The sequence below is a fragment of the Pseudomonas sp. TE31087 genome (genome assembly GCF_057284075.1).
Map to the genome: position 1 here is coordinate 3,907,839 of NZ_JBXVNN010000001.1, position 13,618 is coordinate 3,921,456.

Below are 13,618 nucleotides of genomic sequence, written 5' to 3' on the forward strand. Positions count from 1 at the left end.
TCATGAGCGTGTTGTTGTTCTGGGCCATGGCCCTGCTGCTGTTCGCCCTGGCCTGTGCGCTGGGCAAACGCGTGGGGCTGATCCCGATCGTCAGCCAGCTGCTGCTGGCGACCCTGGCACTGCCGCTGCTGATGCTGCTGTGGGTCGAGCCGCACTGGCAGCTCGACGGCGCCGCGCTGGTCGCGCCGAGCTGGCTCAAGACGCTGTATGGCTGCAGCTTCGCCCTGCTGCTGGGGCATATCCTCAGCGACGTCGCCGAGCTGCGCATCGACCGACAGGCGCTGAAACTCGCCGTGCCCAGCTTCCTGGTGCCCTTCATCTGCGGCCTGGCCTGCGCGCTGTGGTTGCTGGATCAGGGCGGCCTCACCGCGCTGGCCCTGGGCCTGGTGTTCGCCATCACCGCGATCCCGGTGTTGTACCTGTACCTGCGCGCCATCGACTACCCACCCGCGGCCAGCAGCCGGCTGCTGCAGGCGGCGATCCTCATCGACCTGGCCTGCTGGCTGCTGCTGGGCCTCGGCCAGGGCAGCCTGCAACCGGGCAGCCTGGCCTGGCCGCTGCTGGCGGCGATCCTGCCCGTGCCGCTGCACTTCGCTGGCCTGCGAGCGCCCAGGGTGTATGGCGCGCTGTTCCTGGCGCTGCTGTTCGTCGCCGAGCACTACCGGCTCAATGCCTTGGTCTTCGGCATCGGCTACCTGGCTTGCCTGGCCTGGCTCAAGGTCCCGGTGCGCATGCTGCTGTCCGAGGCCTGGAGCCGCCGCCTGCAGCAAGGCTTGGCAGTGCCGCTGATCCTCACCTACGGCGTGGTGCAGATCGACGTGCACCATGCCCTGCAAGGCTTCGATGCGCTGCAGCTGGCCGCCCTGCTGGCCCTGCCGATCGCCAGCAAGCTGCTGGGCAACTGGCTGGGCCTGTGCTGGGCCGCGCCATCGTTCCCCGGCGCGAGCAAATGGCGCGAGAGCCTGCTGCTGAACATCCGCGGCCTGAGCGAAATCGTCTTTCTCAACCTGTTGCTGCAACAGGGGCTGATCGGCCCGGCGCTGTACTTCGCCCTGATGCTGATGAGCCTGGTCGCCACCCTGATGCCGGCAATGGCCGGCCTGCACCGGATTCCCCTGAATACTGTCCCGACGCCAAGGAGGCCTCATGCCGAACTGTGAACTGCAACAACGCCAGGTGCTGGTGATCGGCGCAGGGCCTTCCGGCGCCATCGCCGCCGCCCTGCTCAAGCGCAAGGGCCACGATGTGCTGGTAATCGAGCGCCAGCGTTTCCCACGCTTCTCCATCGGCGAGAGCCTGCTGTCCCACTGCCTGGACTTCGTCGAGGAGGCCGGGATGCTCGAAGCCGTCGAGGCCGCGGGCTTCCAGCACAAGAACGGCGCCGCCTTCGCCTGGGGCGAGGAATACAGCGCGTTCGACTTCGGCCTGACCTTCTCCCAGGGCAAGCCAAATACCTTCCAGGTGCAACGTGCGCAGTTCGACCAGTTGCTTGCCGACCAGGCCCAGGCCAAGGGCGTGGAGATCCGCTATGAGCACGAGATCGTCAGCGTCGACATGGGCGGTGACTGCCCGCGCGTGCGGGTGCGCCGCCCCGAGGGTGACGAATACGAGGTGGAAAGTGCCTTCGTGCTCGACGCCAGCGGCTACGGCCGCGTGCTGCCGCGCCTGCTGGAGCTGGAAGCACCGTCGAACTTCCCGGTGCGCCAGGCGGTGTTCACCCATATCGAAGACCGCATCGACCACCCCGGCTTCGACCGTGACAAGATCCTCATCACCACCCACCCCGAACACCGTGACATCTGGTTCTGGACCATCCCGTTCAGCAACGGCCGCACTTCCCTGGGCGTGGTCGCCGCCGCCGAGCGCTTCGCAGAGGCGCCAGCCGACCTGGACGCCTGCCTCAAGCACTTCGTGGCGCAGACCCCGAGCCTGTCCAAGGTGCTGGCCAATGCCGTTTGGGACACGCCGGCCCGCACCATCGGTGGCTACTCGGCCAACGTCAGCACCCTGCACGGCCCGGGCTTTGCCCTGCTGGGCAACGCCGCCGAATTCCTCGATCCGGTGTTCTCCTCGGGGGTGACCATCGCCATGCGCTCGGCGAGCATGGCCGCCAACCTGCTGCACCGTCAGCTGGAGGGCGAGGCGGTGGACTGGCAGGCCGAGTTCGCCACGCCGCTCAAACGCGGCGTCGATACCTTCCGCGCCTATGTCGAAGGCTGGTACGACGGCAGCTTCCAGGATGTGATCTACCACCCCGGCAGCTCGCCGGAGATCCGCGCCATGATCAGCTCGATCCTGGCCGGCTATGCCTGGGACCTGCGCAATCCGTTCGTCGCCGAACCCCAGCGCCGCCTGCGCACCCTGGCCGAGCTGTGCGCGAGGACGCCAGCATGAGCCAGCAGCCGTACCTGAGCGACACCTACGTCGAAGAAACCCGCATCGGCTTCTGGTTCCTGCGCAGCCACACCTGGCAGCACCATGTGCTGCGCGTGGCCATCAATGACCTGCGCCGCCTGTTCGACGGCGAGCCGCCCCAGGCGCCGGTGCTGCTCGATGCCGGCTGCGGCCAGGGCAAGTCGTTCAAGCACCTGCTACAGGTGTTCGCCCCGTCGCGCCTGCTGGGCACCGACGCCGACCCGCACAGCCTGGCGCTGAGCGCCGCCGAGGCGGGGCAGCGGCTGGGCGTCGAGGTGGAGCTGCGCGGCAGCGACTGCGCGGCGCTGCAGTTCCCCGACGCCAGCGTCGACATCCTGTTCTGCCACCAGACCTTCCACCACCTGGTGGAACAGGAGAAAGCCCTGGCCGAGTTCTACCGTGTACTCAAGCCGGGCGGCTACCTGCTGTTCGCCGAGTCCACCGAGGCCTACATCGACACCTGGGTAATCCGCTGGCTGTTCCGCCACCCCATGCACGTGCAGAAGAGCGCCGAAGGCTACCTGCAGATGCTGCGTGACCAGGGCTTCGAGTTTGCCGCACGCAACGTGTCCTACCCTTATCTGTGGTGGAGCCGCTCAAAGGACTTCGGCCTGCTCGAACGCCTGGGACTGCGCAAGCCGCCACCAGTTGGCCAGCGCGAGGAAACCCTGGTCAACGTAGTGGCGCGCAAGCCCCTGGAGCAACCATGAAACACCTGCTGGCGCTGTGCCTGTGCCTGCTGCTCGGCGCCTGCGCCGCGCGCCCGCCCCTGCCCGAGACGCTGCCCACGCTGACACTGCCGCGCCAGTTGCACGTGCAGCGCGAGCAGGACGGCCAACGCCAGGACTGGCTGCTGGTGATCCAGGACGAAGACCACCGTCTGCGCTGGTCGCTGCTCGACCTGCTGGGCATCCCCCAGGCGCGCCAGTTGCTCGATGGCACGCGCTGGCAGGCCGACGGCCTGCTGCCGCCCAACCCGGCGGCGCGCGAACTGTTCGCCGCCGTGCTGTTCGCCCTGACGCCGTCCGGGCAACTGCAGCGTCTCTATCCACAGGCCCGCCAGCAGGATCAACGACGCTGGCTGGGCGACCGCTGGCAGGTCAACTATCGGGCCAGCGAGCATTTCACCTTGAACCTGGGCCAGGGCCTGCGTTATGAAGTCAGCCCATTGCCCAGCGAGAACACACCATGACCGCCTATCTCAACGCCCTGGGCCTGGTCTGCGCCCTTGGCCGCGGCCAGGCCGAGGTGGCCGCTCGCCTGTTCGCCGGTGACTGCTCCGGCATGCTGCCCCAGGAGGGCTGGGTGCCGGACCGACGTCCTACGGTGGGTGCGGTCAGTGGCGAACTACCCGCCGTGCCGCTGCCTGAACAGCACAGTCGCAACAACCAGCTGCTCTACTGCGCGGCCTTGCAGATCGAACCGGCGATCCGCCAGGCGATTGCCGATTTCGGCCCGCAACGGGTGGGCGTGGTGCTGGGCACCAGCACCTCGGGAATTGCCGAGGCCAGCGCCGACATTGCCCACTACCTGCACGAAGGTGTGCTGCCAGGCAGCTACCGCTACGACCAGCAGGCACTGAGCGCTCCCGCCGAGTTCCTCGCCGACTGGCTGCAACTGAGCGGCCCGGCCTACGTGATCTCCACCGCCTGCACCTCCAGCGGCCGGGCGCTGCTGAGCGCGCGTCGCCTGCTCGACCTGGGCCTGTGCGACGCCGTGCTGTGCGGGGGCGTCGACAGTCTGTGCGGGCTGACCCTCAACGGTTTCAGCGCCCTGGAGGCGGTCAGCGAACAACGCTGCAACCCGTTCTCGGTGAACCGCAACGGCATCAACATCGGCGAAGCCGCCGCGCTGTTCGTCATGAGCCGAACTCGCCCGGCACAGGGGCCTGCCATCGCCCTGCTTGGCGCCGGCGCCAGTTCCGACGCCCATCACATCTCGGCACCCGACCCCACCGGCAACGGCGCCTTGCAAGCCATGGCCAAGGCCCTGGACAATGCCGGCCTGGCCGCGGCGCAGATCGACTACCTGAACCTGCACGGCACCGCCACCCAGCACAACGACGCCATGGAAAGCCTGGCCGTGCATGCCCTGTTCGGCGCCGGCACAGCGTGCTCATCCAGCAAGCCGATGACCGGCCACACCCTGGGCGCGGCCGGGGCGCTGGAGGCGGCCTTCTGCTGGCTGGCCCTGAGCGAACACAACCCGCACGGGCGGCTGCCACCCCATGTCTGGGACGGCCAGCGCGACCCGCAACTGGCGGAGCTGGCCCTGGCAGACGCTGGCCAGCAGCTGCCCCAGGGCCGCCCGCGTCGACTGATGAGCAATTCGTTCGCCTTCGGCGGCAACAACGTGAGCCTGATTCTCGGAGACACCCCATGATTGCCTGGCCATTGGCCGAACTGCTGCCGCATGCCGGCGACATGATCCTGATCGATCAGGTCGACAGCTGCGACGATGAGCAGATCCACACCCGCGTGACCGTCCGCCCCGGCGGGCTGTTCAACCGCGAGGACGGCAGCCTGCCGGCCTGGCTGGGCCTGGAGCTGATGGCCCAGAGCGTGGCCGCCTACGCTGGCTGCCGCGCACGCCGCCTGGACCAGCCGGTGGAGCTGGGCTTCCTGCTCGGCACCCGCAAGTTCGAATGCGATGTCGAACACTTCCCCGCCGGCGCAGAGCTGCGCATCCACGCGCTGCGCTCGCTGGAGGACGACAACGGCATGGGTGTGTTCGAATGTCACCTGCGCGGCCCCGGCATCAACGCCAGCGCCCGCCTGAATGTCTACCGCCCGCCGCAAGTGGCCAGCTACCTGGCCGAGGCGGGCCCTGAGGAGTCACCCCATGACTGACACCATCCTGGTCACCGGCTCCAGCCGGGGCATCGGCCGGGCCATCGCCCTGCGCCTGGCGCGTGCCGGTTACGACCTGGTCCTGCACTGCCGCAGCGGCCGCGCCGAGGCCGACACCGTCGCCGCCGAGGTCCAGGCCCTGGGCCGGCAGGCGCGGGTGCTGCAGTTCGATGTCGCCGACCGCGAAGCCTGCAAGGCCGTCCTGGAAGCCGACGTTGAGACCCATGGCGCCTACTACGGTGTGGTATGCAATGCCGGCCTGACCCGTGACGGCGCCTTCCCGGCCTTGACCGAGGACGATTGGGACCAGGTCATGCGCACCAACCTTGATGGTTTCTACAACGTCCTGCACCCGCTGACGATGCCGATGATCCGCCGCCGCGCGCCGGGCCGGATCGTCTGCGTCACTTCGGTGTCCGGCCTGATCGGTAACCGTGGCCAGGTCAACTACAGCGCCTCCAAGGCCGGCCTGATCGGTGCCGCCAAGGCCCTGGCGATCGAGCTGGGCAAGCGCCGCATCACGGTCAACTGCGTGGCCCCCGGGCTGATCGACACCGCCATGCTCGACGAACACGTACCGGTGGACGAGCTGCTGAAGATGATCCCCGCTGGGCGCATGGGCACACCGGAGGAAGTAGCCGGCGCGGTGAACTTCCTGATGTCGCCCGAGGCGGCCTACATCACCCGTCAAGTGCTGGCGGTCAACGGAGGGCTGTGCTGATGCGCCGCGTCGTCGTCACCGGCATGGCCGGCATCACCGCCCTGGGCAACGACTGGGCCAGCATCGCCGGGCATTTCGCCCAGCAACGCAGCGGCATCCGGCGCATGGACGAGTGGGACCGCTTTGAAGAGCTCAACACCCGCCTGGCCGGTCCCATCGATGACTTCAAGGTGCCCGGCCACTGGACCCGCAAGCAGCTGCGCAGCATGGGCCGGGTGTCGCGCCTGGCGGTTGCCGCCGCCGAGCGCGCCCTGGCCGACGCCGGCCTGCTCGACGAGCCGAGCATCCGCGACGGGCGCATGGGCGTGGCCTGCGGCTCGTCCACCGGCAGCACCGACGAGATCAAGGCCTTCGGCAACATGCTGCTCAACTCGGTGGCCGACGGCCTCAATGCCAACTCCTACGTGCGCATGATGCCCCACACCACGGCGGCCAACATCAGCATCTTCTTCGGCCTCACCGGGCGCCTGATCCCCACCTCCAGCGCCTGCACCAGCGGCAGCCAGGGCATCGGCTACGCCTACGAGGCGATCAAGTACGGGCGCCTGCCGATGATGCTCGCCGGCGGCGCCGAAGAACTGTGCCCCACCGAGGCCATGGTGTTCGACGCGCTCTACGCCACCAGCCTGAAGAACGACACCCCGCACCTGAGCCCGCGCCCCTACGACCTCGACCGCGATGGCCTGGTGATCGGCGAAGGCGGCGGCATGCTGGTGCTCGAGGAGCTGGAACACGCCCTGGCCCGTGGCGCGCGGATCCACGCCGAGATCGTCGGCTTCGGCAGCAACGCCGATGGCCAGCACACCACCCGTCCGGAGCAGGCCACCATGCGCCGCGCCATGGAACTGGCGCTGGAGGACGCGGGCCTTGCCCCCGAGGCGATCGGCTATGTCAACGGCCACGGTACCGCCACCGAGCAGGGCGACATCGCCGAGACCCAGGCCACCAGCAGCCTGTTCGGCCCACGCATGCCGATCAGCTCGCAGAAGAGCTTCCTCGGCCATACCCTGGGTGCCTGTGGCGCGCTGGAGTCGTGGTTCAGCATCGAGATGATGAACAGCGACCGCTACGTGCCCACCCTCAACCTCGACCACGTCGACCCGCGCTGCGGCGAGCTGGACTACCTGCGCGGCGAGTTCCGCGCGATGAACCATGAGCATGTGATGAACAACAACTTCGCCTTCGGCGGGGTCAACACGTCGTTGATCTTCCGTCGCTGGCGCTGACCCTTTGGAGTGAAAGGAATGACTCGGATCCACCGCCTGTTTGCCGTACTGGCATTGGCCCTGCTGGTCACCGGCTGCACCAGCAAACCCGTGTACAACGCCAAGGAAGCGTTTTCCAGCGACCTCGGCTTCAGTGACGACCAGATGAAGCGCGCCATCGTCACCGCCCTCAACGACCGCCAGTGGATCATCCAGTCGGTGCGCCCCGGCATGGTCAAGGCAGAGATCACCGTGCGCGGCCGCCACCACGCCGAGGTCGACATCCCCTACAGCCCCACCGAATTCCAGGTGATCTACCGCAGCAGCTGGGGCCTGGACTACGACGACGGCAAGATTCACGGCAACTACAACCGCTGGGTCAACCGCCTGCGCGACAACATCCTCAAGGAGCTGTCCTTCGACCCGCATATCGAGCACCTGAATGCACAGGGCTTCGTCAACCAGGGCGTGGACGCGCCGACCTACCTGAGCTTCCGTGAAGGGGTCAAGCGCGCCACCCAGGCCGGTTTGCTCGATGGCAGCGTGAAGTTCTACCTGGCCGGCGAAAGCCTGCCCGCCTCGACCCGCACCCTCAGCCCGGTGAGCAGCAGCCGCAAGACCAACGGCAGCAACAAGGCCGACGAAGATGCCTGCTACTGGGCCCTGCAATCGGCCCTGGCGACCTTGCAGAACGCCGCGCGCAAGGCCAACGCCAACGCCGTGGTGAACATCGCCAGCGTCGACCAGCGCAACCTGTACAAGGACACCGAGAAGTTCCAGTGCCGTGCCGGCCTGCTCGTCACTTCGGTGGCCCTGCGCGGCGACCTGGCCCAGGTGGACTGACCCCGCCCAGCAGCTCGGCGAAGGCCCTGGCCATCGCCGAGCTTGCGCCGGCCCGCTGCACCAGCCACACGGCGGTGTCGGCGCCTTCGTCCAGCAAGGTACGGTAGACCACGCCGTCGATCCGCATCCGCTGGAACGATGCCGGCAATACCGACACCCCCAGCCCCGCCGAGACCAGGCCGATGATGGTCATCGCCTCGCCCGCTTCCTGAGCGAAGTGCGGGCTGAAGCCGGCCTTGCCCGCCAGGCTCATCAACTGCGCATGCAGGCCGCTGCCGTAGCTGCGCGGGAAGAACACGAACGGCTCCTGCGCCAACGCCGCCATGTGCACGCCCTGTCCACTGCCCATTGCCAGCGGGTGCGAGGCGTTGAGCACGGCCACCAGCGGCTCGCGGAACAGCTCGCTGACCACCAACCCATCCGGCACCGGCAGCGGGCGCATCAGGCCGACCTCGATGGACTCATCGAATACCCCGTCTACCACCTCGCGGCTGCTCATTTCCTTGAGGTGCAGATGCACCGAAGGGAAGCGCTGGCGGAACGCATGGATGGCCTGGGGGATGCGCGAGGTGAAAGGTGCCGATGAAGTGAAGCCAATCTTCATCTCGCCCAATTCCCCCAGCTGCGCCCGCCGCGCCACGTCGGCGGCTTTCTCCACCTGGGCCAGCACCTGGCGCGCTTCCTCGAGGAACAGGCGCCCGGCCTCGCTCAGCTCGACCCGGCGGTTGGTGCGCTCGAACAGGCGCGCCCCCAGTTCCTGCTCCAGGGCCTGGATCTGCTGGCTCAGCGGGGGCTGGGAGATACCCAGTTGCTGGGCGGCGCGGCCAAAATGCAGCTCCTCGGCCACGGCAATGAAATAGCGCAAGTGACGTAGCTCCATGATCGACTCCAAACAGGTCGTAAAACATCTCAAACAGGTCGAACAATATATTGGATCTAATCATTAGCCAGCTATATGCTTTTTTCATCGCAGCACCGGCCCCAGCGCCCGAGGTACCCTCCGTGAGATCCGCCGTAGTCCCCCTGCCTGCCGAACCCGAGCCTGTCGTCAACGATATCTGGATCGAGAAAGGCTCCCCCGCCTTCATGAAAACCGTGCTGGCGTTGTTCAGCGGTGGCTTTGCCACCTTCGCCCTGCTGTACTGCGTGCAGCCGATGATGCCGCTGCTGTCCCAGGAATTTTCCATCAACGCCGCGCAGAGCAGCCTGGTGCTGTCGGTATCCACCGCCATGCTGGCGTTCGGGCTGCTGGTCACCGGGCCGATCTCCGACCGTATCGGGCGCAAGCCGGTGATGGTCTTCGCCCTGCTCTGCGCCGCCCTGTCGACCCTGGCCAGCGCAGTGATGCCGAGCTGGGAGCTGGTGCTGGCGACGCGCGCCCTGGTGGGCCTGTCGTTGAGCGGCCTGGCGGCGGTGGCAATGACCTACCTGAGCGAAGAGATCCACCCGCAGCACATTGGCCTGGCCATGGGCCTGTACATCGGTGGCAACGCCATCGGTGGCATGAGCGGGCGCCTGATCACCGGCGTGCTGATCGACTTCGTCAGCTGGCACACGGCGATGCTGAGCATCGGCGGGCTGGCGCTGGTAGCGGCGCTGGTGTTCTGGAAGGTACTGCCCGAGTCGCGCAACTTCCGTCCCCAGGCACTGAATCCGCGCAACCTGCTCGACGGCTTCGTCATGCACTTCAGGGATGCCGGGCTGCCCTGGCTGTTCCTCGAGGCCTTCCTGCTGATGGGCGCCTTCGTCACCCTGTTCAACTACATCGGCTACCGCCTGCTGGCCGGGCCCTATCACATGAACCAGGCACTGGTCGGGTTGCTGTCGGTGGTGTATCTGTCGGGGATCTACAGTTCGGCGCAAGTCGGCGCCCTGGCCGACAAGCTGGGCCGGCGCAAGGTGTTCTGGGCCAGCATCGTGGTAATGGCCGGCGGCCTGCTGATGACCCTGGCCAACCCGCTGGCGATGATCATCGTCGGCATGCTGGTGTTCACCTTCGGCTTCTTCGGCGCGCACTCGGTGGCCAGCAGCTGGATCGGCCGCCGGGCGTTGAAGGCCAAGGGGCAGGCTTCGTCGTTGTACCTGTTCTGTTACTACGCGGGATCGAGCGTGGCGGGGACGGCGGGCGGGGTGTTCTGGCATCAGTGGGGCTGGAACGGCATCGGGCTGTTCATCGGCAGCCTGCTGGCGGTGGCGTTGCTGGTGGCGGTGCACCTGAGCAAGCTGCCACCGAAAACGGCCTGATATCGTGGGAGCGGGCTTGCCCCACGATGGCGTCCTATCAGGCAACGAGGCTTGCACTGGCTGGCGCTATCGCGGGGCAAGCCCGCTCCCACGCATTGAAGCGTGAAGCTTCGGATCAGTTGATGATCTCGACGATATCCACATCCACTTCGCGGCTCATCAGGTGCTTCTCCACCTCGCCGGTCAGCTTGACCTTGGTCTTGTCGTTGAACGGCGTCGGCGGCAGGTCTTCGTCGTCGATCTCGACGGTGATGGTGCCGGTGTTGTCCTTGAACTCGTACTTGTCGTCGTTGTTGATCTTCTTGGTCACGAAGCCCTGCAGCACTACCGGGGTGTCGTCGGCGGCATCGTTGGCGGCGGCGACCGTGGTCACGGCCTGGGCGCCAGGACCGGGTGTAGCCGGCGGCCAGGGCGGCGGTGCTGAACAGTGGGGCGAGGATCAGGGGCAGGTAACGGGCTTTCATGGTGATCGGGTCCTGTTTGCGTTTTGATGGGACCAGATTACCGACGATCGCTGAATTGAAACTTAATACAACAAAAAGCCCGGCACTTGGCCGGGCTTCTCGCGTTGCACACCGATTACTGGTGGTACTGCGCCGACAGCTCATGCACGGCGTTGATGAACACGCCGGCGTGCTCAGGGTCAACCTCGGGGGTAATGCCATGCCCCAGGTTGAACACATGGCCACTGCCCTTACCATAGCTGGCGAGGATGCGCGCCACTTCCTTGCGGATCGCCTCGGGCTTGGCATACAGCACGGTCGGGTCCATGTTGCCCTGCAGCGCCACCTTGTCGCCGACGCGGCGACGGGCGTCGCCGATCTCGCAGGTCCAGTCCAGGCCCAGGGCGTCGGCACCGGCATCAGCAATGCTTTCCAGCCACATACCGCCGTTCTTGGTGAACAGGATCACCGGTATTTTGCGCCCTTCGTGCTCGCGGATCAGGCCGCTGACGATCTTGCGCATGTAGGCCAGGGAGAACTCCTGGTAGGCCGCCGCCGACAGGTTACCGCCCCAGGTGTCGAAGATCTGCACCGCCTGGGCGCCGGCGAGGATCTGGCCATTGAGGTAGCTGGTGACCGACTGGGCCAGCTTGTCCAGCAGCAGGTGCAGGGCTTCGGGGTTGTCGTAGGCCATGGCCTTGGTCTTGCGGAAGTCCTTCGACGAGCCGCCTTCGACCATGTAGGTGGCCAGGGTCCATGGGCTGCCGGAGAAGCCGATCAGCGGCACGCGGCCGTTGAGCTCGCGGCGGATGGTGCTGACCGCGTCCATGACGTAACCCAGGTCCTTCTGCGGATCGGGGATCGGCAGCGCCTCGATGTCCGCCAGGGTGCTGATGACTTTCTTGAAACGCGGGCCTTCGCCGGTCTCGAAGTACAGGCCCTGGCCCATGGCGTCGGGGATGGTGAGGATGTCCGAGAAGAGGATCGCCGCGTCCAGCGGGTAGCGGTCCAGCGGCTGCAGGGTGACCTCGCAGGCGAACTGCGGGTTCATGCACAGGCTCATGAAGTCACCGGCCTTGGCGCGGCTGGCACGGTACTCCGGCAGGTAGCGGCCGGCCTGGCGCATCATCCACACCGGGGTGACGTCTACGGGTTGCTTGAGCAGTGCACGCAGGAAACGATCGTTCTTCAGGGCAGTCATGTCGGCATCCGGAAAAAAAGTGCGGGCATTTTCTCAGACGCGGGCACAAAAGGCACGGCCATGGCCATGCGTTTTGTCTATTGGGTGCCGTGGATCAAGCATTTTTGTATACAAAAAGCATCACGGGGCAAGTCCGCTCCTACGCTATACATGTTCTAGCGTGGGAGCGGGCTTGCCCCGCGAATAGACCGGATCAGACTTCGAGATAATCCAGGATGCCTTCGGCAGCGGTACGGCCTTCGAAGATCGCCGTCACCACCAGATCCGACCCCCGCACCATGTCGCCACCGGCAAACACTTTCGGATTGCTGGTCTGGTGCTTGAACTTGCCCTTCTCCGGCGCCACCACGCGGCCCTGGCTGTCCAGCTGGATGCCATGCTGCTCGAACCACGGCGCCGGGCTCGGGCGGAAGCCGAAGGCGATCACCACGGCATCGGCCGGCAGGATCTCCTCGGAGCCCGGGATCGGCTCGGGGCTGCGGCGGCCACGGGCATCCGGCTCGCCGAGACGGGTCTCGACCACCTTCACACCCTCGACCTTGTCCTCGCCGACGATGGCGATGGGCTGGCGGTTGTAGAGGAACTTCACGCCCTCTTCCTTGGCGTTCTTCACCTCTTTGCGCGAACCCGGCATGTTGGCTTCGTCGCGGCGATAGGCGCAGGTCACGGCCTTGGCGCCCTGACGGATCGAGGTGCGGTTGCAGTCCATCGCGGTGTCGCCACCACCCAGGACCACGACCTTCTTGCCCTGCATGTCGACGAAGTCTTCCGGCGACTTCTCGAAACCGAGGTTGCGGTTGACGTTGGCGATCAGGAAGTCCAGCGCGTCATGCACGCCCGGCAGGTCCTCGCCCGGGAAGCCGCCCTTCATGTAGGTGTAGGTGCCCATGCCCATGAACACCGCATCGTACTCGGCGAGCAGCTGCTCCATGCTGATGTCCTTGCCCACCTCGGTGTTCAGGCGGAACTCGATGCCCATGCCGGTGAAGACTTCGCGGCGATTGCTCAACACGGTCTTTTCCAGCTTGAACTCGGGGATGCCGAAGGTCAGCAGGCCGCCGATCTCGGGGTTCTTGTCGAACACCACCGGGGTCACGCCCGCTCGTACCAGCACGTCGGCGCAGCCCAGGCCAGCAGGGCCGGCACCGATGATGGCGACGCGCTTGCCGGTGGGCTTGACCTTGGACATGTCCGGGCGCCAGCCCATGGCGAAGGCGGTGTCGGTGATGTACTTCTCCACCGAGCCGATGGTCACCGCGCCGAAGCCGTCGTTCAGGGTGCAGGCCCCTTCGCACAGACGGTCCTGCGGGCACACGCGGCCGCACACTTCCGGCAGGGTGTTGGTCTGGTGCGATAGTTCAGCCGCGGCCAGGATGTTGCCTTCGGAGACCAGCTTCAACCAGTTGGGGATGAAGTTGTGCACCGGGCACTTCCATTCGCAATACGGGTTGCCGCAGCCCAGGCAGCGGTGCGCCTGCTCCACGGACTGCTGCGGCTTGAAGGGTTCGTAGATCTCGACGAACTCCTTCTTGCGCTGGCGCAGCAGCTTTTTCTTCGGGTCCTTGCGGCCCACTTCGATGAACTGGAAGTCGTTGCTCAGACGTTCAGCCATTTTTCAAACCTCTTTACCGCAGTTGCCGGCCTTGGGCCGCAAGCTGCAAGACAATCACTTGAGCAGGACGGGCCCCGCGCACGGG

The 13,618-nt window shown here is 66.4% G+C and carries 13 protein-coding genes and 1 pseudogene; 10 read left to right on the forward strand and 4 right to left on the reverse strand.

Annotated elements, in window-relative coordinates; genetic code table 11:
* Positions 1-2: 2 nt before the first annotated feature.
* The 9 genes from ACZ899_RS17575 to ACZ899_RS17615 are packed head-to-tail and all read left to right on the forward strand — an operon-like array spanning position 3 to position 8,033.
* On the forward strand, positions 3-1,160 hold the full coding sequence (locus ACZ899_RS17575) for a cation:proton antiporter (RefSeq protein WP_234561592.1): 1,158 nt from the start codon (positions 3-5) through the stop codon (positions 1,158-1,160).
* Positions 1,147-2,394, forward strand: a complete 1,248-nt coding sequence (locus ACZ899_RS17580; RefSeq protein WP_234561591.1) for an NAD(P)/FAD-dependent oxidoreductase — start codon at positions 1,147-1,149, stop codon at positions 2,392-2,394. Before ACZ899_RS17575 ends, ACZ899_RS17580 begins: the two co-directional genes overlap by 14 nt.
* Entirely contained in the window at positions 2,391-3,125 is a 735-nt protein-coding gene (locus tag ACZ899_RS17585) for a class I SAM-dependent methyltransferase (protein ID WP_485627667.1), read from the forward strand. Before ACZ899_RS17580 ends, ACZ899_RS17585 begins: the two co-directional genes overlap by 4 nt.
* Positions 3,122-3,607 carry a hypothetical protein gene (locus ACZ899_RS17590; protein ID WP_234561590.1) on the forward strand — a complete coding sequence of 162 codons (486 nt, stop codon included), beginning with the start codon at positions 3,122-3,124 and terminating at the stop codon, positions 3,605-3,607. Before ACZ899_RS17585 ends, ACZ899_RS17590 begins: the two co-directional genes overlap by 4 nt.
* Positions 3,604-4,797, forward strand: a complete 1,194-nt coding sequence (locus ACZ899_RS17595; RefSeq protein WP_234561589.1) for a beta-ketoacyl-[acyl-carrier-protein] synthase family protein — start codon at positions 3,604-3,606, stop codon at positions 4,795-4,797. The genes ACZ899_RS17590 and ACZ899_RS17595 overlap by 4 nt, the downstream gene beginning before the upstream one ends.
* A complete protein-coding gene (locus ACZ899_RS17600; protein ID WP_203648469.1) occupies positions 4,794-5,264 on the forward strand; it encodes a hotdog family protein in 471 nt (156 codons plus the stop codon). The genes ACZ899_RS17595 and ACZ899_RS17600 overlap by 4 nt, the downstream gene beginning before the upstream one ends.
* A complete protein-coding gene (gene fabG / locus ACZ899_RS17605) occupies positions 5,257-5,985 on the forward strand; it encodes a 3-oxoacyl-ACP reductase FabG (protein WP_203648471.1) in 729 nt (242 codons plus the stop codon). The genes ACZ899_RS17600 and fabG overlap by 8 nt, the downstream gene beginning before the upstream one ends.
* Complete coding sequence (locus ACZ899_RS17610; RefSeq protein ID WP_234561588.1) at positions 5,985-7,211, forward strand: beta-ketoacyl-ACP synthase; 1,227 nt, start codon at positions 5,985-5,987, stop codon at positions 7,209-7,211. Before fabG ends, ACZ899_RS17610 begins: the two co-directional genes overlap by 1 nt.
* 18 nt (positions 7,212-7,229) lie before the next feature.
* The gene (locus ACZ899_RS17615) at positions 7,230-8,033 is read left to right on the forward strand and encodes a hypothetical protein (RefSeq protein WP_203648476.1); all 804 of its coding nucleotides are present in this window, start codon (positions 7,230-7,232) and stop codon (positions 8,031-8,033) included.
* On the opposite strand, the gene ACZ899_RS17620 is transcribed toward ACZ899_RS17615, so the two are convergent.
* The gene (locus tag ACZ899_RS17620) at positions 7,990-8,913 is read right to left on the reverse strand and encodes a LysR family transcriptional regulator (RefSeq protein ID WP_203648478.1); all 924 of its coding nucleotides are present in this window, start codon (positions 8,911-8,913) and stop codon (positions 7,990-7,992) included. The genes ACZ899_RS17615 and ACZ899_RS17620 overlap by 44 nt on opposite strands.
* Before the next feature lie 122 nt (positions 8,914-9,035).
* On the opposite strand from ACZ899_RS17620, the gene ACZ899_RS17625 reads away from it, so the two are divergent.
* Positions 9,036-10,277 carry an MFS transporter gene (locus ACZ899_RS17625; RefSeq protein WP_234561587.1) on the forward strand — a complete coding sequence of 414 codons (1,242 nt, stop codon included), beginning with the start codon at positions 9,036-9,038 and terminating at the stop codon, positions 10,275-10,277.
* A 115-nt stretch (positions 10,278-10,392) separates the two neighbouring features.
* Here the strand turns inward: ACZ899_RS17625 and ACZ899_RS17630 are convergent.
* The 3 genes and pseudogenes from ACZ899_RS17630 to ACZ899_RS17640 form a co-directional block, all read right to left on the reverse strand.
* Positions 10,393-10,741: pseudogene (locus ACZ899_RS17630) on the reverse strand (YgiW/YdeI family stress tolerance OB fold protein).
* 115 nt (positions 10,742-10,856) lie between these two features.
* A complete protein-coding gene (hemE, locus tag ACZ899_RS17635; protein ID WP_110735319.1) occupies positions 10,857-11,921 on the reverse strand; it encodes a uroporphyrinogen decarboxylase in 1,065 nt (354 codons plus the stop codon).
* A 193-nt stretch (positions 11,922-12,114) separates the two neighbouring features.
* Positions 12,115-13,533, reverse strand: coding sequence for an FAD-dependent oxidoreductase (locus tag ACZ899_RS17640; protein WP_050707339.1), 1,419 nt, complete (start codon positions 13,531-13,533; stop codon positions 12,115-12,117).
* Between the last annotated feature and the right edge of the window lie 85 nt (positions 13,534-13,618).

Coding starts and splice junctions, on each gene's coding strand:
- ACZ899_RS17590 (WP_234561590.1), top strand. CDS start 3,122: ATGAAACACCTGCTGGCGCTGTGCCTGTGCCTGCTGCTCGGCGCCTGC.
- hemE (WP_110735319.1), bottom strand. CDS start 11,921: ATGACTGCCCTGAAGAACGATCGTTTCCTGCGTGCACTGCTCAAGCAA.
- ACZ899_RS17575 (WP_234561592.1), top strand. CDS start 3: ATGAGCGTGTTGTTGTTCTGGGCCATGGCCCTGCTGCTGTTCGCCCTG.
- ACZ899_RS17610 (WP_234561588.1), top strand. CDS start 5,985: ATGCGCCGCGTCGTCGTCACCGGCATGGCCGGCATCACCGCCCTGGGC.
- fabG (WP_203648471.1), top strand. CDS start 5,257: ATGACTGACACCATCCTGGTCACCGGCTCCAGCCGGGGCATCGGCCGG.
- ACZ899_RS17580 (WP_234561591.1), top strand. CDS start 1,147: ATGCCGAACTGTGAACTGCAACAACGCCAGGTGCTGGTGATCGGCGCA.
- ACZ899_RS17640 (WP_050707339.1), bottom strand. CDS start 13,533: ATGGCTGAACGTCTGAGCAACGACTTCCAGTTCATCGAAGTGGGCCGC.
- ACZ899_RS17600 (WP_203648469.1), top strand. CDS start 4,794: ATGATTGCCTGGCCATTGGCCGAACTGCTGCCGCATGCCGGCGACATG.
- ACZ899_RS17620 (WP_203648478.1), bottom strand. CDS start 8,913: ATGGAGCTACGTCACTTGCGCTATTTCATTGCCGTGGCCGAGGAGCTG.
- ACZ899_RS17595 (WP_234561589.1), top strand. CDS start 3,604: ATGACCGCCTATCTCAACGCCCTGGGCCTGGTCTGCGCCCTTGGCCGC.
- ACZ899_RS17585 (WP_485627667.1), top strand. CDS start 2,391: ATGAGCCAGCAGCCGTACCTGAGCGACACCTACGTCGAAGAAACCCGC.
- ACZ899_RS17615 (WP_203648476.1), top strand. CDS start 7,230: ATGACTCGGATCCACCGCCTGTTTGCCGTACTGGCATTGGCCCTGCTG.